This is a genomic window from Chitinophaga sp. 9-1-y (assembly GCF_059511905.2).
Map to the genome: position 1 here is coordinate 610,512 of NZ_CM197955.1, position 17,182 is coordinate 627,693.

Consider the following 17,182-nt stretch of genomic DNA (forward strand, 5'->3'; position numbering starts at 1 on the left):
CTTACTCTATTGCCTTGTTATCTGCCTGTAATAATTCCCAATTCCTTTGCAATCTATGGCGCTCACAAAAGTCGATTAATTGCCGGAGTCTTTTTTTATTATCATACCGGATATTCCAGTATAACTTTTTCTGGCAATCGCTGCAAAGGCGATTGGGGTTGTTATCTGTTTCGGCTAAACTGTTTGTTCCATTCATTACACATCTTGCAAAAGTACAATGGTGTAAGGATAGCATATGTCCTATTTCATGGGAAGATATATTAGTAAGCCTCCTTATGCATTGCAGGAAATTGGTCGTGTCCAGCTGCTCGTTTTGTAGGCGGTAAATAGAAGTAACACCCACTCTCTTGGTATAAGAAGCCTGGCCAAATACATAGTTCCACGATGGTTTAGGATAAAGATCTTTTGCACTGATCGCCATGAATGCAATACCGTTGGCCGGTACCTGGCCTGCCAGCAAAGTATCTACTATATAAGGAGCCAGTAGCTGGAAATGATCGGTTTGTATACGTCCTGGTACACCCGTATCTGATACAGGCTTCAACAACACGGTTTCCAGTTGAAAGAAAATAGCCACATACTCACGGGTAAGCGATAACGCTTTTTGCTGTAGCGCAGTAAATTCCCCTACCGGCAATAGGTAAATAACAGATTGGTGGGGTGTTGGCTTTACCGGATTCGCTTTTTTATAAGCTTCAAAAGTTTGTCCCTTTTCTTTGTGATCAAAAAGCCATTCGCCTTCCAGGGGAGTAGTGAGTTGAATATCATTATGGGCAATGGCCCTGAAATACCCGGACTGGGGGCGTATTACCGGATCTTTTTCGGCGTTGTATTGGCAGGATACCAACATGCATAATAACAGTAACAGCAGTTGTTTCATCAGGTATAGGTTTTGGAGTATATCCAGGTTAACTATATAGTATGAATTTACACGCAGAAACAGCGAACTAATCAAGTGAAATGTTTCCGGTAAATATTATTCCATTTCTTCCATGGTTCCTTCTGTTTCACCCAGTTCCCGCCCCCATTGGGCAATACTTTCGAGCGGAGCAATCAGGGTTTTTCCAAATGGCGTTAAAGAATATTCTACCCGTAGCGGTGGCTTGGTACCGAAGGATTCCCGCTGTATCAGGCCATCTTCTTCCAGGGTTTTTAACTGAAGGCTTAACATCTTTTCTGTAATATCCGGTATACGTTGTCGTATTTCCGTAAAGCGCATGGTACTGTTTCGCAGGTACCACAGGATCACACTTTTCCATTTCCCCCCAATATAATCCATGGTAATGTCCATGGCACAGTGGTAGGTTTTCCCATGAAGCCTGAACCCAAATTTTTTGCCGTTAATGATCATACTATTTTTTTGTACCTGTCAGAATTGACAGTTATTGCGCACAATACAGAATCAATTTACTTTTGGTGCTCTTAATAATTATTCAAATTTAGAAAATGAAAACAAGAATTCATACTTATACCTCACAGGAACCGATGTTAAAGGTAAATGCCTTCATCGTGGAAGGAGCTAATGAACTGGTAGTGGTAGATACTACCCTTACAAAGAGCGACAGCATCGCATTGCGGCAACAGGCCGATGCACTGGGGAAACCAGTGGCAGGTATTATTCTTACGCATGGCCATCCGGATCACGTAGCGGGTACCTGGCACGTTAAACAACAACAGGATATCCCCGTATTTGCAGTACCCGCTGTAAAACAACTGATGCTGGATACAGAACAGGCAAAGCATGCACAATGGTCTGGTATGTTTGGTGAGGAATGGATCCCGCAATGGTCCTATCCTACGGAATTAGTCAATAACGGTGACCAGGTACGCATTGGCGGTTTAACATTCTCCGTGCTGGATATTGGCGCAGGAGGAGATTGCGACGCCAACTCCATCTGGCTACTGGAAGATGAAAACAAGACCGCTTTTGTTGGCGATCTGTTATACAAAAACAATCATACTTACATGAATGACGGCGGTATCTTACGCTGGCTGGGCAACCTGGAAACTTTAGCCCCGGTATTGAAAGATTATAGCGCCTTTCATGTAGGACACGGACCGGTATGTGATATCAAGGATTTCGACAAACAGCGGGCATACTTCCTCCGGTATTGTTCGGAAGTATTAAAAGCCACCAAAGGGACTGGTGTTTTTGATGACAACAGCCGGAAACAATTTGAGCAGGTGATGTTATCTTCGTTCCCTGATTATGGCTGCCAGTTTATGGTAAGTCTTTCTGCAGACCGTGTTGGGAAAGAACTCGCAGGTAATCATCATCCGTAAAAAAATTAAATAAGATATGAAAAGTATAGGTGTACTGGGAACAGGTATGGTAGGTAATACGATTGCCACTAAGCTGATTCAACTGGGATATAAAGTAATGATGGGCTCCAGAACGGCCGATAATGAAAAAGGCCTGGCCTGGGCAAAAGCAAATGGGGCTAATGCCAGCATAGGTACCTTTGCGTCGGCGGCAGCCTTTGGTGATATCCTTTTTAACTGCACACAGGGAGAAATGTCCCTGGAAGTGATGAAGCAGGCAGGCGTTGATCAGCTTCGGAATAAGGTGTTAATAGATGTCAGCAACCCGCTTCAGTTTATTCCCGGTAAGCTTCCGGTATTAATCCCGGAGTTGTGCAATACTAATTCATTGGGTGAGGCCCTGCAGCATTTTTTGCCGGATACGCAGGTAGTGAAAACGCTTAATATCGTGAACTGTGAAGTAATGGTAGATGCCAGCAAATGCGGAGGAGATGCTACCATGCTGCTGGCCGGAAATAATGCAGCTGCCAAAGCTACTGTGATGGAAATATTGCAACAGTTTGGATGGCATGATACCATTGACCTGGGAAATATTGAACATGCCCGGTCTACAGAAATGATGCTGCCGGTTTGGTTGAGCGTGTATATGGCTACAAAGAATGGTCATATAGGATTTAAAATAGTAAGATAGGGTATTATAACATGTTAAGGGATTGTCTCTGTATAGCGGAGACAATCCTTTTTTTGTAAATCAACTTTAACAGATCCGGCGTTAGATTTTTATAAATTACATGCTGTCGGGAAGTAGATGACCGTTAGCTGTTAATAGGTTAAAGAGGGACAAATCATGTAAATGATTTGTCCCTCTTTTGTATAGTAAGTATCCAAAGAACCTGAAAAGTTACGGAAGAAACCTTTGTTTTTGACTGGTGGAAGCAAGCCGGTGTTACTAGCTTTGTATAAAATATTTTATGTCAAACATGAGTAAATATACCAGCCTGGGTTTTGCACTGCTCTTCACTAATCTACACACGGGATTTAGTCAAAGCCGTCAACAGGCATCAAATAACCAGGTAATGACACACACGAATGCACAGAGCACTACCGACAACGTGCAATATTTTACAACCGGCGACGGCGTTAAGATTGCCTATCAGCTCAATGGCTCAGCAGACAAACCTGTATTGGTACTGGCTAATTCTATGGCCACGGATATGCATATGTGGGATGATCAGATCCCCGCATTTACACAATACTTCCGCGTGCTGAGGTTTGATACCCGCGGCAGCGGCGTTTCTGATGCACCGGAAGGAGATTATTCCGTAGACCGGATGGCGATGGATCTGGTCAGTTTATTGGATTCACTCCATATTAACAAGGTAGATTTTTTGGGTTTGTCGTTAGGTGGATGGATTGGGCAATGGCTGGGTATTCATACGCCCTCCCGTATCAATAAGCTGGTACTGTCCAATACCTCTTCTTACATGGGCCCTGAAAAATATTTTAATGAACAGATTCAGTACCTGCGTAGCGGCGGTAGCCTTGAACCGTATGGGGCTATGTTTATCCATAACTGGTTCCAGGAAGATTTTGACCCGGCGGTAGTAGCGAGGTTTCGCGCGATGATACTTGCCACGCCTCCCCGTGGTTTGGCGGGTACATTTGCAGCTGTCCGGGATGCGGATCTCCGCCAGGCCATATCGCTGATTACCACTCCTACCCTGATTATTGGGGGAACAAATGACAGGGCTACCCCTCCCGAACATGGTAAATTAATTGCCCGGACAATTCCTCATTCGAAATTGGTGATGATGCCGGTTGTTCACCTGTCGAATATAGAGGCTAAAGCAGCATTCGAAAAGACCGTGTTAGATTTTCTTTTGCTGAAATGACATATAGAATGTTGATCCCTTTCCGGGTTGGCTTTCAAACCAGATACGGCCATCATGTGCTTCAACAATCTGTCGGCAGATGTACAATCCAAGGCCAAAGGAGGGCTCCCCGGAAGTGCCCTTCCGCTTAACATTACTTTCAAAAGGTTCAAATATCCTGGCCGCCATCTCGGGTGGAATACCTATACCATTGTCGCGTACCGATATGGTGAGAATACCGGGATGGTGGTCAGTTGTTGTTGCCACCGTTATTTCAATAGTGGCCCCTTCAGGACTGAATTTGATGGCATTGCCTATGAGGTTATCCATCACCCGTAATAGTTTTCGTTTGTCTGCCTGGATAAAGGACGGCGCTGTTTTGGGAGCAATTAATGTCTGGTTTTTCTCCCCGGCACGATAGGCTAATAATTGTGTTGATTCTTGTATGAGGGAAATTACATCTACTTCTTCTTTCTGCAACGGTTGGTTGCCGATATTGAAATCTGTTTCCAGTAAATCCGTAATTAATTGCAAACACCCTTTGCTGGCCTGATCAATCAGGGCTATCCATTCTCTTTCCCAGGTAGCTGGCGGGCTATCCAGCATCATACCGGTAAAAGCATTGATAGCCCCTATGGGGTTGCGTAAATCGTGTGCTACCACCCTGATGAGCCGGGCATAATTTTTATTACCGGCCTCTAATGCGGTGGAGATAGTGGTGAGTTGTTGATATTGTTTTTCCAGCGTGGCATGCACCCGGGCATTTCTTCTTTTGTTTCGCCAAAGCAGGTAGATAATCGCTCCAGCCAGCAGGCAGGCAATGCCCACGAGCCATAACAAGCGGTTGACATACACTTTTTCTTCCCGAATTATTTCAAGTTGTTGATCTTTGAGGGCATAGCTGATATAATCAATACCGGATTGGTTTTCCAGTTCCTTTTTTGCCCGGTAAAGCGCTACCAGTGCGGTACTATATTCATATGCTTTTTGCTGGTCGTTTCGGTCGATATAAAATTGATACAGCCTGTTATCTAAATCTAACTCGTAGCTTCTGTATTTTTTGGCTTTGGTGATATTTAACCCCTGTTCGTAAAAATGAACGGCTTTGGCGGAATCTGACCTGGCATATAAATCTGCCAGCTCGATGACGATATCGAGGCTCATAAAATACAGCTTTTCACGCAGCCCTCCCGATAATGCGTCTTCCAGTAGCTGGATGCCATTGGCAGTATCCTTTTTTTCCAACAGCCTGTTGGCCTGTAGTTGTTTCACCGCCAGCAGCACGCGGGTATCATGGTGTTTTTGAGCGATGCTGATTATTTTATGAATGTACTGGTCTGTTGAGTCAGCGGGAACCTGTTGTGGATATTCCAGCACGAAATTATAAATGACCAGTGACATGATGGAATCATTGCTCAGCGTGGCGCCGAGATCCATGGCTCTTTTGAAATGTTGCAACGACTTTTCAGAATTGCCATTGGTGTTATACACCATGGCAATATTCATCAGCACCTGTACCTGGTTGGAAGAATCGTTGATGACGCTGTATTGATTATAGGCATCGCCATAGTAGCGCAGGGCGAGCTCACTGTTTCCTTTTATATCAAAGTAGATAGCGAGATTGTTGGTAGCGTCAGCCAATCCTTTGGCATAGTCGATCCTGTAGGCTATTTCCCGGGCTTTTCTTCCATAGATCAAGGTGGTATCCGCATCCTGCTCATAAGACAGGGTACTTATTTTATTGAGTATATCTACGTATTGGGTGCTGTCGGTAACAACCGGCAGCGCTTTCTGGAGAGAATGAACCACTTCTTCCTGACTATACACCGTGCAGGAAAAAATCAACAACAAAACAAGGCAGGCAAGTACTTTCAAGGATATCGTTTCTAACAAAATAATATAATTAATGATGAGTTCAAAATATTGATATAGAATAGTATCTGATGGCGCCGGTCATTCCCGGAACAGATGATGGCTTTATAGAAGGATTGGACATTCGCTCCAGCTACTCTCTCGACTATAGTGCACAGGATTGGTTTGGGTTTACGCCACACAATATCCAGGAAGCCATCCGCCACTATAACCGTGATGCCCGCGCCAAACATGAAAGATGGAGCGACACTTACTGGCAATGGGATAGTACCATCACCTATAACAAAGCGATCAATAATCATCAATACATTAACAGCTCCCATTGGATCAATCACAGAGAGATTGATATCCAATGGGAGCTGTTAATGTATTTTAATCTTGTTATGTGTATGATGTTTTATACAACGGCTTGCTTTATTAGGCTCATAATATATTCTAAATGGGTGGTATCTCTTACAATTATTTCATAATCGCCATTGCCATTATGGCCTTTTAAGGTAGAGACATCCCGCATGATCCCGAGAGAATCATTTAATTCCCCTTTCCTGAGGTTGATCCATAGTTTAAGAGAGCTTGCCTGCAACTCAATATCTACAATATTGCTTTTGATCTTAAAAGCTATGTAGGTTTTTTTGGGTACTAGTTCAATATTGTCTGATAAATTAAGAATAGCATTTTTAAAGGCTTCATATAATTCCGTTACTTCATCAGACTTATTATTGGTGTGATCCTCTTCGGTATATACTTTGATTTCCCTGGTAACATGTTGCAAGGTTTCACTTTGTGTGGCAATTTGTTTGATACTTGGTGCTGCTGCTGATTTTCTGATACTGTCAATAATTACAGCACCATTTTCATACCATTTGATCTCCCATAATTCAATGGCCAGGTCTTTGAAGTTTGTTGCCTGTTTTTGGTTGTCAGTAAAGGAGGTAGACACAAACAGCACCCTGGTTTGGCTCCAATCTACATCATCACGTTTTAAGCTTCGTTTCAGGTTCTCGTTATATTCAATAATAAAATCGGCTTTATATTCCAGCATCAGGTTCAGATAGGATACCCCTTGATCTACCACACTATGGCTTTTGTCTCTTTTATATTCAATGATTACAAAAGCGTTTGTTTCCGGATCAAATGCGAGTGTATCTATGCGTTTGTTTTTTATGGTACACTCGCTTTTTACCAATTGCAAGCCCATAACAACGGCGAGGTTATCTTCAAATAGGGCCTGAATTTCCTTTTCCCGTTTAAAAGGATGTTCTTTGACAATTTGTAATAAGTTACCTTGTTTTGCGTATAGTATCATATTTCTAATTTAATGTTTTTTTCTAACTAGAAAACTCATATATTATAAAAGCTTATTTTTATTAACACTTAGGAAAATGAAAATAGACCCTATCGTAAATATGTAAATGCCGGATTGTAGAGCTGTCAAATAGGTTGCTTAATAAATTCAGACGCTTAGCTTTTGGCAACTGTAAAGGCGGAAGACAGCATTGAATACAGGTGCTACAGTTATGCACTGAATATTGATATATTGACGAATTAGCATTTTAATCTACAATGAATGTAGATAAAGTTAAATGGTATAATTTCATAAATTTAAGAATAGGTTACCCTTTAATTGAAGTTTGAACACCCAGGGAATTTTAAAACCAAACGACCATGAAAACAAGTAAAGCATATGATATTGTGGCGAGGTTGCAAGAGATCCATAAAGAATTAAGTGGGAATACTGATACCAGGATGTATGGAAAAATTTTCACCATACTATTATTATTTATTCACCTGGGTGTTTGGGGGCAGAACACGCGGGGTATTAACATAGGCCAGCGTACTTTACATTTTAAAGATGAAAAACGTAACCGGCCTATCGTTACGGAAGTGTGGTATTCAACAACGGATACGCTTAAAGTGAGTGATAAAAAGTTTTCTCCTTATTTACGCAATTACACGGTACGCGACGGAAGTTTGCCAACAAGTAAGTGCCCCCTCATTATGATTTCACATGGAACGGGTGGAAGCCGGCTTTCTTTGGAATGGTTAGCACAAAGTTTGGTGCAATCTGGTTTTATGGTAGCTGCGGTTGATCACTGGGGTAATACGTTCGATAATAAAATCCCGGTTGAATTCATGAAGGGATGGGAAAGACCACAGGATATCAGCTTTGCACTTACGCAACTGCTGAAGGAAAAGGATTTTAATGCCGTGATAGATACACAGAGAATTGGCGCATTAGGCTTTTCATTTGGCGGGTATACGGTGATCGCTTTGGCTGGTGGAATAGCTGATTATTCAGTCATGCTACATTATTACCGCACCATAGGCCGCCGGGAGGTAGAGTTTCCCGAGTATCCGGGGTTGGGCTGCTTACTGTATGACAGTGCGCTAATTGCGGCCACTAAACATGTTCCCAATTTAAAAGATAACCGTATCAGGGCTTTCTTTGCTTTATCTCCGGGCACAGGGCCGGGATTTGTCCGTGAACAACAGTTTAAAGATGTTCATGGACCTGTTTTTATTACCGGCTCACTGGCAGATAGTATGGCGCCGGTTAAAAAAAATGCAAGAGTATATCATAAGCTGATCAAAGGTTCAACTTACTATGAGTTCGGTGGCAAGGTTGGGCATTATGTAATGTTGGGCGAAGCCAATGACGAATTAAAAAAAGAAGCGCCGATTCCATTTGTAGATGATCCTTCTGTAAACAGGCACCAGGTGCATCTAAAAGTAGACAGCCTCACTTCTGATTTTTTTAAAAGGAATTTGAAATAATATTTTTAAAGATAACATGTTAGCGCTGGAGGTAGCGACTCAAGGTCTTATTATGGAGGGGGGACAATGTTCGAACTTGCCTACGAATCGTTTACCTGAATTCATATGCCTGTGAGCAAAATGGTGGCTAAATTTATATCTTTCGGTAACCTGTAATTACATGCACTTTATTAAAAAGGCTACCATTTTATTGCCAGCAACTTTTGCTACAACAACGCTCCGCGCATAAACGAATATTTACTCTTCAGACATAGAGTTGTTTTGGAAAACATTCGATATCATACATACGGTTAATGACACTACCCAACAAATACAATTAATATAAACCATGTATCTTGGCAGGGGCACCACAGGATTGAAAAATTAATAACGGCCTACAAGAAACTATATCCTGCATTTGAAACGCCTGCCATTTATTTTACTATTGGATATATTGCAACCGGTGGCGCGCTGGGGTTATCTTACTATATTAGCAGATGATGGATGCAAATGCATTAGTGACCGCACTTCCATGAGGCAGTAAGCTCATGGGGATTGGACGGGCCGTAATTATTTGAATGCCGCATTATTCTAAAAAAAGAGCCGTATCATATGTGAATTGAGCCTACATTCTGAGAATATAGTACCATTTGAGGGTAAATTTGGATTTGTTTTTCAATTTCAACAGTTAGAAATTTACGAGACTTATTCTTTCCGGATATTTACATAACTTTTTTGAATGCCTGCTTATTTTAGAAATAGGATGATAAAGTCCATAAAGGGACCTTTTATTTAAATAGATGATTCGGTGTTTAGTCCCATTCATTATTTTTATGATATCAGTGAATTCAAAATGTTAAGATGGAGCAGGTACTTGAAAATGAGGAGTTGATATTGAAAGAAGTTGCTGCTGGTAACAGGGCCGCGTATTCAAGTTTGTATCGCCATTATTTCTTCCGGTTAACCCGGTTTGTGCAGTTTTTTTGCCAGCACCAGGAAGATACAGAAGAGATCATACAGGATTGTTTTTTAAAGATATGGGAAAGGCGAGAAACTTTAGTGAATATCAAATCTTTTGAAAACTACCTGTTCCGCATGGCTCAAAACAGGTTATTTGATATCGCCAAACAGAAGGAGAGACGCCTTAAAGTAATTAAGCATGCGTCTTTAAATATACATCATGAAGATGAGGTGGTGGAGAAAGAGGTTATTTTTAACCAGTACCATCAATTAAGCCAAAAGGCCATTGAGCAACTGTCTCCCAGGAAAAGGGAAATTTTTCTTTTGAGTACGCAGAACGGGCTCTCGCTGGATGAAATAGCGGTAGTGACTGATTTGTCGAGAGCCGCGGTAAAAAAGAATCTCTATTCTTCTGTTCATTTTATTAAGTCTTACCTGCGGACTTATGCGGACTGGCCGCTGATATTTCTTATAATTTCTCTTTTTTTTAATTTTTTTTCAGGAAATGGTATCCAGATTTAACGGACAACAGTCTTACTGATGTAGAAATGTTTTGAAGGCATTGTCGGGAGGCATCATTTTCCCTTTTTCAACTCTCTACTTTACTATGATGGAGCAAAGGAAAATAATAACGCTTTTAAGGAAATATGAAGCCGGAGTGCTGACTCCGGAAGAAAGGATCCAGTTAAGATCATGGCTGGAAGAAGTGGATGCAGATACTTTTCATAAGGCATTGGATGAAAGTGGTGTTGAAGAAATGGAGCCTGTTCCTGATCTCGAGGCATTCTCCATGAGAATGGAGCGTCGGCTGGATGAGGCAGATCGTCCGCTTTTAAGGTTGCATGCATGGAAGCTTTGGGCTTCAGTAGCAGCGGCTGTACTGTTGCTGCTCGCGGTGGGATATTATTTTGCTGGAAGTGCAAATAAGCAGCAGGGAGCTACAATGATGGCTAAAGTCGACCATCTGCCTGGCTCCAATAAAGCAATACTGAAACTCTCTAACGGAAGCCAGGTTTCCCTGGATGACGGGACCGGTCAGATGTCCGGCAGACAAACAGAAAATGCCATCATCGGAAGAGACAGTGGGACGATAGAATATATAGCTGGTCAGCCGGCATTGCCTGCAGTGCTATATCATACGCTGATTACTCCAAAAGGAGGACAGTATAAAGTCATCCTGCCTGACGGAACCAGGGTGTGGCTGAATGCCGCCTCCTCTTTATATTATCCGACAGCCTTTACGGGCGCCGAAAGAGAGGTAGTCCTGACGGGAGAAGCTTATTTTGAGGTGACACAACAGGCCGCCCATCCTTTCAACGTAAGGGTAGGAGAGATAGTCGTAAATGTACTGGGTACTCGTTTCAATATTTGTGCTTATAAGGAAGAAAAACAGATCTTGACTACGTTGGTGGATGGTGCTGTTAAACTGCAATCCAATCAGGCATCGGTGATACTCAAACCCGGTCAGGAAGCAAACTTTGAAGAAGGGGCAACTGAATTCACGAAAAAAGAAGTTGATACAGATATCGCTATCGCATGGACAAAAGGACTGTTCCAGTTTGATAATGATGATATTGTCACCATTACCAGGAAAATAGCCAGATGGTATGATGTAGAAGTGCAATTTGAGGGTAAAATGCCCACCCGGAAATTTATAGGAGTGTTGAGTCGTCAGGGATCTTTGTCAACCGCATTAAAAATCTTAGAAGGAACAGACGTTCATTTTCGCCAGGAGGGTAAAAAACTGATTGTAACATCCATGCCACATTAAATTATAGTATTCCGCCACTTTAAAACTCCCACAATTCTCACTATTAAACAAAAAACAAAATTTATGACTGAGTAAAAAGCACCTGATTACACGTTACAAAAAACCGGAAGCGGCCTAATGCTTCCGGTTGGTCTTGTAATATTTTACAATCGCGCTAACAATTGTTTTCAATTACCTAACAATGCAAATTTATGTTATTTATTGATTTTCGCAAGGGCACGCGAACGGGCCCTCTATGCTTCTCTCTCACAGGTAATACAGGCGATCAATTTGCAACAGTAAGTTCCACGATTAAGAAGACCACGGGAATGAAGAGGAATTGGAGAGGAATAAGTAAAGTAAGCCGTATGCACCCTTGCCAGGCCAAAATCTTTTCAGTAATGAAATGGACAGCTGTATTTATGTTGGCTGCCTGTTTACAGGTAAGCGCAAAGGGCTTCTCGCAAGAAATAACCTTGTCTGTTGAGAAGGTACCTCTTAAAAAAGTATTTCTGCAACTGCAGCAACAAACCGGCTATTATTTTCTATGTGATATGGAGCTGCTTTCCAAAGAAGATCTTGTATCAATTCATGTGGAGAAAAGCAGTATTGATAAGGTACTTAACCTTTGTTTTCCATCTAATAATTATACTTATTCGGTGGTAGAAAAAACAATTTTGATCAAAAAGAAGGAAGCACCTTCAGTTGCAGTGCAGAAAGATTCATTACTGGTACTACGAGGTGTTGTTACCGATGCAAAAGGTGCGCCAATACCGGGTGTTACGGTAAAGGTCAAAGGGTCGTCCAAAGGTGCGGTGACCAGCGGGAACGGCGAATATACTTTAACAGGTGTGTCATCTGCCAGTGAGATCACTTTTACCTTTATTGGTATGAAAACGGTGGAAGCGAAACTGAATGGTAAACGGGCGCTGGATATTGTCATGGAGGAAAATGTGGTAGGGATGAATGAAATAGTAGCAGTGGGATATGGTACGCAGAAGAAGATTTCAATGACAGGTGCTATATCTACTATTCAGGCGAAGGAAATGGACAAAATACCTACGTCTAATTTATCTAATGTATTGGCTGGAAGGCTTGCCGGTATGTATGTACGGTCTACTACCGGCGCACCTGGTACAGGGTCCAAAATCCGGGTACGCGCTTCTGCCTCCTGGAATGCCAGCGACCCCCTTTATGTGATCGATGGTATTGTGAGAGATAAAACCAGTTTCGATGCATTAGATCCAAATGAGGTAGACCAGATCAGTGTACTGAAAGACGCTGCTTCCGCTGCGATATATGGCTCGAGAGCCGCAAACGGTGTTATACTGGTAACCACCAAAAAAGGTATGCCGGGTAAAATGCGTGTGGATTACAATTCCGTTTTTAGCATGGAAAGAGTGTCCGGCTATCCAAAATACATGGATATGAAAACAGCGTTGAAAACTACACAATCAGTTTTGGGAGGTATTTCCGATGAAGAAATTGATTGGGTAATGAAGGTTAACCCCGGTGGTATGGCCAATTTTGACGCGGTATACAGGAATCCTAATAGTCAAAGGCATGCTGTAAGTTTATCCGGTGGGAGCGATAAATTTACCTATTACTTCGGCGGTTCATTCTTTAATGAGAACGGATTTCTGCCCAATGTCTGGTTTAAAAAATATAACCTCCGTTCCAATGTTTCCTCCAAAATAACAAAGGACCTTACGGTGAGTCTTAATTTGGCGAATAGTTATGGAACGAGCAACCGCTTCAACTTCCAGAGCGATGGTAGCGACGATTTAAGTGCATTGTGGGGAAAGCTGTTGTATTGGGATGTATTTGCTATCCCCTATATGGATGGTAAGCCAGTTAACCCGGGATGGTTAGGGAATCTGCCTGAAATGGTCAAAAACAGCGGTTATATGAAAAGTAACGACCAGCATGTAGATGCGTTGATCAAGGTGGACTATAATGTACCTTTTGTACCCGGACTTTCCCTGCACACTTCCTATAGCAGGAATATCGACAATAATTTTGGGAAGGATTTCGGACAAAAACAGACACTTTATAACTTTAAACGTACGGGCCCTAACAGTCTTATTGTATCGGATGAAATCATTGGTACTGTGAAAAGTGGTAACCCGGGGTTGGAGTATATCAGTAATGATTATTCGAAATCAGACGCCTACCAGTTTAATACGCAGATCAGCTACGACCGGCATTTTGGTAAGCATTATATAGGGGCTACCGCCGTGTATGAGCAATATGAATATCAGGATTACAATTTTGGTGCATACAGGAATAATTTCCCACTTTTTCCTGTTGATCAGTTTTTTGCAGCCAGTAAGAATAACAGTGATTGGGGAACAGGGGGTAAAGAAAATCAGGATGCCCGTTTATCTTATATAGGAAGATTGATCTACGAGTATGGAGGTAAATATTTTTTCTCCAGCTCAGTTAGAAGAGATGGCTCTATTAAATTCGCTCCTGACCAGCGTTGGGGATGGTTTCCTTCCGTTTCTGGTGGTTGGTTGGCTTCAGAAGAAAACTGGTACAAGTCTTCCATCCTTTACAAAACCATTAATATGATCAAGCTTCGTGGTTCCTATGGTATTACGGGCGATGACGGTATTGGTGGCTGGAAATGGTTGGATCAGTTTAACATCGATAAAAATACCTTTTACGTAGGTAATCCGGCCAGTGCCATGCCACGACTTACCTACGGCGGTATTCCCACTTCTGCTCTTACCTGGGAAAAATCAAAATCAGTGAATATTGGTGTTGATCTGAGAATATGGGATCAGTTTAGCTTTACCACGGAATTATGGAAAAAGCATACCTATGATATCCTGGGAGAGCGTGAAAAGGTGCTACCTTCAGAATTTGGCAGTAAACTACCTGCAAGTAATTATGGAATAGGGGATGCCAAAGGAATTGACTTCGAACTGGCCTATAATAATAATCCGTCAAGAGCATTTACGTATAACATCAGGGGAACATTTGGCCTGGCTACTACTAAAGTCATTCTTAAAGACCATGCTACTAATGCCCAGCCTTACGATAATCCGGAGGGCAAAACTGCTTCTTATGCTACGGGATACCAGGCAACAGGTATCCTGCGGTCTCAGACAGATATTGATAAACTGCCAGCAGGTTACACCATATTGGGAGCCAAGCCTGAATTGGGAATGATGAATTTTGAAGATATCAGTGGACCGAATGGAAAGCCTGATGGAAAAATAGATTCCTATGATAAAAAGGTGATTGGCAATTACACCGACCTGAATAAAGCACCCATATCATTTGGACTCATGCTCAACTTCAAGTATAAGGGATTTACCCTGGATATGCTTTTTGCAGGCATGGCAGGATTTGATCTCACGTATAATGATTCATGGGGTAGAAACTTCGGAGGTGGAGGGAAAATTCCGATTTATCATGAAGATGCCTGGTCATCCACCAACCCTGGAGGTAGCACGCCAAAATTGTATCCATGGGGAGATGCGAGAGCCAATGGTTATAAGGAAGCATCTACCTACAATACTTACCGGGCCGATTTTGTAAGAATGAAGTACCTGAACCTGGGGTATAATATTCCTAAATCAGTATTGAGAATTACGGGTATCAGCAATATCCAGGTGTATACCTCTGCAACCAACCTTTTCTATCTGTCCAAATTCAAATTCTATGATCCTGAAATAGGAGGCTTTACCAGCTACCCTATCATGAAGAATTTTGTATTAGGATTTAATGTTCAGTTTTAACAATTGTCAAAGATGAAAAGATTATTCATATTACCTATCATAATAGCAGCTGCCGGTTGCTTTGGCGGATGTACAAAAATTCTGGATAAGCAGAACCTCACAGCTGTAAATCCTTCCGATGTATGGGACAACGCCAGTATTGCCCGGGCGTATCTCGATGATATTTATGCCAGGTTAATGCCTGGCAATCCCTCTGGCAGCGCTAATGGCACCGACGAAGGCGTGCCTTATCAGAAGCAAACAGATCAGTGGTTATCCGGAACGGCTACTTTCGATTCTAACGACGGTTTTGACGTGTACGACAAGATACGCACGATCAATATGCTCTTAGATAATATTGACAAGGCCACTTTTGATCAAACTTCCCGCAGCCAGATCAAAGCACAGTCGCTCTTTTGGAGGGCCTGGGCTTATTATGGCCTCACAAAAGACCACGGAGGAGTGCCGTTGATCCTTACGGCGCAAACGCCAACCCAGGACCTCACAGCGTTGGCCATGCCAAGAAGTAAAACATCTGAATGTGTTACACAGATTATAAAAGACCTGGATGATGCTATTGCACTCCTTCCGGATGCCTGGACCAATGGAGATATCGGCAGAATTGATAAAGGCGCAGCAATGGCATTTAAAGGCCGCGTACTCCTGTTCTTTGCCAGCCCGCTATTCAATCCAACCAATGATCCCGCAAAATGGCAAAAGGCATATGATGCAACTAAAGCAGCCAAAGAATACCTGGAAGGACGGGGAAAGGGATTATATGCTGATTATAGCAAAATATGGGATGATGAGCTAAACAAAGAAGTGGTGATGGTAAGACGATACCATTATCCGGAAGCTGCCTATAGTCAGGCTAGCCTTATCCCCCTTGATTTTTCCAGTGGAAGTGTGGGCGCCGACCGCCCTTCCCTGGAGCTGGTAAACAGCTTTCCTATGAAAGATGGCAGTACCTGGAATCCGGCCAGCATGTCGTATGATACTTTATTCCGTAACCGGGATGACAGATTTTATGCCAGTATCTACTATAATGGTGCTCCTAATCAATACCTGAAGGGAATGAGGGACCATAGCACTTATCTGTGGACTTATTTTTTAGGCATCAGCAATTACTCCGGTAATACCGGCCTGGAAGGATCACACAACCAGATTACTCCAGATCCTCTTTGGTCAAATTCCAGCTTTTACCGCGTGAAAGCGATTGATAAAACCATTGATAAGGATAATGTAGGGAATGCTGGATTAGATTGGCCGGAAATAAGATTTGCAGAGGTCCTGATGAACTATGGTGAATGTGCCAACGAACTTGGTAAGTCAAATGAAGCGCTGGATGTATTGTATAAAATCCGTGCACGGGCAAATATCTTACCTGGTACTTCCGGCAAGTATGGTATTACTGCTGTTGGGCAGGACGATATCAGAATGGCCTATAAAAATGAACGGCTCGTTGAATTCTGCTTTGAAGGTAAAAGATGGGATGATCTCAGACGCTGGAAAATGTTCGGATATCTGCGCAATCTACATCAACGCCATGGATTGGCGTATTTGCTGAAGCCAGGTGAAAAAGATGTACAGCCTATGGATGATATCAACCAGGTGTATCAGAAATTTATCACTACTGTAATAGCAACTGATAAAATGGATATTGCTATTAAAGATCAATACTATATCTACGGTATTCCCAAATCCCGTTTGGACAGAAATGCAAAACTGCAACAGAATAATGACTGGGGCGGTACTTTTGATCCGCAATTGTAAACTGTTATACAGGGGCGAAAGCCCCTGTATAACTATATATTATCCCGGATTATTTTGACGGGCAATATAACATCAAAGGAAGATAAATTTGATGTGGTTTTCCCTGGTTAGAAATTGGATATTTACACGTTTAGTTTGATCCATTGTTGTATGCTTGAGACATCGCGGTGAATCCCCTGTTATTATTGAATATCGCGCACCTTTTTTATTAT

At 42.3% G+C, this 17,182-nt stretch carries 13 protein-coding genes; 9 read left to right on the forward strand and 4 right to left on the reverse strand.

Going from position 1 to position 17,182, the window contains the following annotated elements; genetic code table 11:
- Window position 1: 1 nt before the first annotated feature.
- On the reverse strand, window positions 2-880 hold the full coding sequence (locus tag AC5ZC7_RS02585) for an archaemetzincin (RefSeq protein WP_496159723.1): 879 nt from the start codon (window positions 878-880) through the stop codon (window positions 2-4).
- A 96-nt stretch (window positions 881-976) separates the two neighbouring features.
- Window positions 977-1,351, reverse strand: a complete 375-nt coding sequence (locus AC5ZC7_RS02590) for a winged helix-turn-helix transcriptional regulator (protein ID WP_496159722.1) — start codon at window positions 1,349-1,351, stop codon at window positions 977-979.
- A 95-nt stretch (window positions 1,352-1,446) separates the two neighbouring features.
- Between AC5ZC7_RS02590 and AC5ZC7_RS02595 the strand changes: the two genes are divergently transcribed.
- The 3 genes from AC5ZC7_RS02595 (at window position 1,447) to AC5ZC7_RS02605 (ending at window position 4,154) form a co-directional block, all read left to right on the forward strand.
- Window positions 1,447-2,283, forward strand: a complete 837-nt coding sequence (locus AC5ZC7_RS02595) for an MBL fold metallo-hydrolase (RefSeq protein ID WP_496159721.1) — start codon at window positions 1,447-1,449, stop codon at window positions 2,281-2,283.
- A 16-nt stretch (window positions 2,284-2,299) separates the two neighbouring features.
- Complete coding sequence (locus AC5ZC7_RS02600; protein ID WP_496159720.1) at window positions 2,300-2,953, forward strand: NAD(P)-binding domain-containing protein; 654 nt, start codon at window positions 2,300-2,302, stop codon at window positions 2,951-2,953.
- Window positions 2,954-3,242: 289 nt separating this feature from the next.
- Window positions 3,243-4,154 carry an alpha/beta fold hydrolase gene (locus tag AC5ZC7_RS02605; protein ID WP_496159719.1) on the forward strand — a complete coding sequence of 304 codons (912 nt, stop codon included), beginning with the start codon at window positions 3,243-3,245 and terminating at the stop codon, window positions 4,152-4,154.
- Here AC5ZC7_RS02605 and AC5ZC7_RS02610 read toward each other — a convergent pair.
- A complete protein-coding gene (locus tag AC5ZC7_RS02610; RefSeq protein WP_496159718.1) occupies window positions 4,131-6,026 on the reverse strand; it encodes an ATP-binding protein in 1,896 nt (631 codons plus the stop codon). The two genes, AC5ZC7_RS02605 and AC5ZC7_RS02610, sit on opposite strands and share 24 nt — an antisense overlap.
- A 50-nt stretch (window positions 6,027-6,076) precedes the next feature.
- On the opposite strand from AC5ZC7_RS02610, the gene AC5ZC7_RS02615 reads away from it, so the two are divergent.
- Window positions 6,077-6,475: a hypothetical protein gene (locus AC5ZC7_RS02615; protein ID WP_496159717.1), complete on the forward strand. Its 399-nt coding sequence runs from the start codon at window positions 6,077-6,079 to the stop codon at window positions 6,473-6,475.
- Here AC5ZC7_RS02615 and AC5ZC7_RS02620 read toward each other — a convergent pair.
- A complete protein-coding gene (locus tag AC5ZC7_RS02620) occupies window positions 6,403-7,311 on the reverse strand; it encodes a DUF5655 domain-containing protein (protein WP_496159716.1) in 909 nt (302 codons plus the stop codon). The two genes, AC5ZC7_RS02615 and AC5ZC7_RS02620, sit on opposite strands and share 73 nt — an antisense overlap.
- 359 nt (window positions 7,312-7,670) lie before the next feature.
- On the opposite strand from AC5ZC7_RS02620, the gene AC5ZC7_RS02625 reads away from it, so the two are divergent.
- The 5 genes from AC5ZC7_RS02625 to AC5ZC7_RS02645 all read left to right on the forward strand — a co-directional run bounded on the left by AC5ZC7_RS02625 (window position 7,671) and on the right by AC5ZC7_RS02645 (window position 16,970).
- On the forward strand, window positions 7,671-8,780 hold the full coding sequence (locus AC5ZC7_RS02625; RefSeq protein ID WP_496159715.1) for an alpha/beta hydrolase: 1,110 nt from the start codon (window positions 7,671-7,673) through the stop codon (window positions 8,778-8,780).
- 840 nt (window positions 8,781-9,620) lie between these two features.
- Entirely contained in the window at window positions 9,621-10,241 is a 621-nt protein-coding gene (locus AC5ZC7_RS02630; protein ID WP_496159714.1) for a sigma-70 family RNA polymerase sigma factor, read from the forward strand.
- An 85-nt stretch (window positions 10,242-10,326) separates the two neighbouring features.
- Window positions 10,327-11,490, forward strand: coding sequence for a FecR domain-containing protein (locus AC5ZC7_RS02635; protein WP_496159713.1), 1,164 nt, complete (start codon window positions 10,327-10,329; stop codon window positions 11,488-11,490).
- Between the two features lie 380 nt (window positions 11,491-11,870).
- On the forward strand, window positions 11,871-15,218 hold the full coding sequence (locus tag AC5ZC7_RS02640; RefSeq protein WP_496159712.1) for a SusC/RagA family TonB-linked outer membrane protein: 3,348 nt from the start codon (window positions 11,871-11,873) through the stop codon (window positions 15,216-15,218).
- Between the two features lie 12 nt (window positions 15,219-15,230).
- On the forward strand, window positions 15,231-16,970 hold the full coding sequence (locus AC5ZC7_RS02645; protein ID WP_496159711.1) for a RagB/SusD family nutrient uptake outer membrane protein: 1,740 nt from the start codon (window positions 15,231-15,233) through the stop codon (window positions 16,968-16,970).
- The last annotated feature ends 212 nt before the right edge of the window (window positions 16,971-17,182 follow it).

Bases quoted from the DNA above. Each gene is read 5' to 3' on its own strand.
- AC5ZC7_RS02585 (WP_496159723.1), bottom strand. From the start codon at position 880: ATGAAACAACTGCTGTTACTGTTATTATGCATGTTGGTATCCTGCCAA.
- AC5ZC7_RS02620 (WP_496159716.1), bottom strand. From the start codon at position 7,311: ATGATACTATACGCAAAACAAGGTAACTTATTACAAATTGTCAAAGAA.
- AC5ZC7_RS02605 (WP_496159719.1), top strand. From the start codon at position 3,243: ATGAGTAAATATACCAGCCTGGGTTTTGCACTGCTCTTCACTAATCTA.
- AC5ZC7_RS02590 (WP_496159722.1), bottom strand. From the start codon at position 1,351: ATGATCATTAACGGCAAAAAATTTGGGTTCAGGCTTCATGGGAAAACC.
- AC5ZC7_RS02625 (WP_496159715.1), top strand. From the start codon at position 7,671: ATGAAAACAAGTAAAGCATATGATATTGTGGCGAGGTTGCAAGAGATC.
- AC5ZC7_RS02645 (WP_496159711.1), top strand. From the start codon at position 15,231: ATGAAAAGATTATTCATATTACCTATCATAATAGCAGCTGCCGGTTGC.
- AC5ZC7_RS02615 (WP_496159717.1), top strand. From the start codon at position 6,077: ATGGCGCCGGTCATTCCCGGAACAGATGATGGCTTTATAGAAGGATTG.
- AC5ZC7_RS02640 (WP_496159712.1), top strand. From the start codon at position 11,871: ATGAAATGGACAGCTGTATTTATGTTGGCTGCCTGTTTACAGGTAAGC.
- AC5ZC7_RS02595 (WP_496159721.1), top strand. From the start codon at position 1,447: ATGAAAACAAGAATTCATACTTATACCTCACAGGAACCGATGTTAAAG.
- AC5ZC7_RS02600 (WP_496159720.1), top strand. From the start codon at position 2,300: ATGAAAAGTATAGGTGTACTGGGAACAGGTATGGTAGGTAATACGATT.
- AC5ZC7_RS02630 (WP_496159714.1), top strand. From the start codon at position 9,621: ATGGAGCAGGTACTTGAAAATGAGGAGTTGATATTGAAAGAAGTTGCT.
- AC5ZC7_RS02635 (WP_496159713.1), top strand. From the start codon at position 10,327: ATGATGGAGCAAAGGAAAATAATAACGCTTTTAAGGAAATATGAAGCC.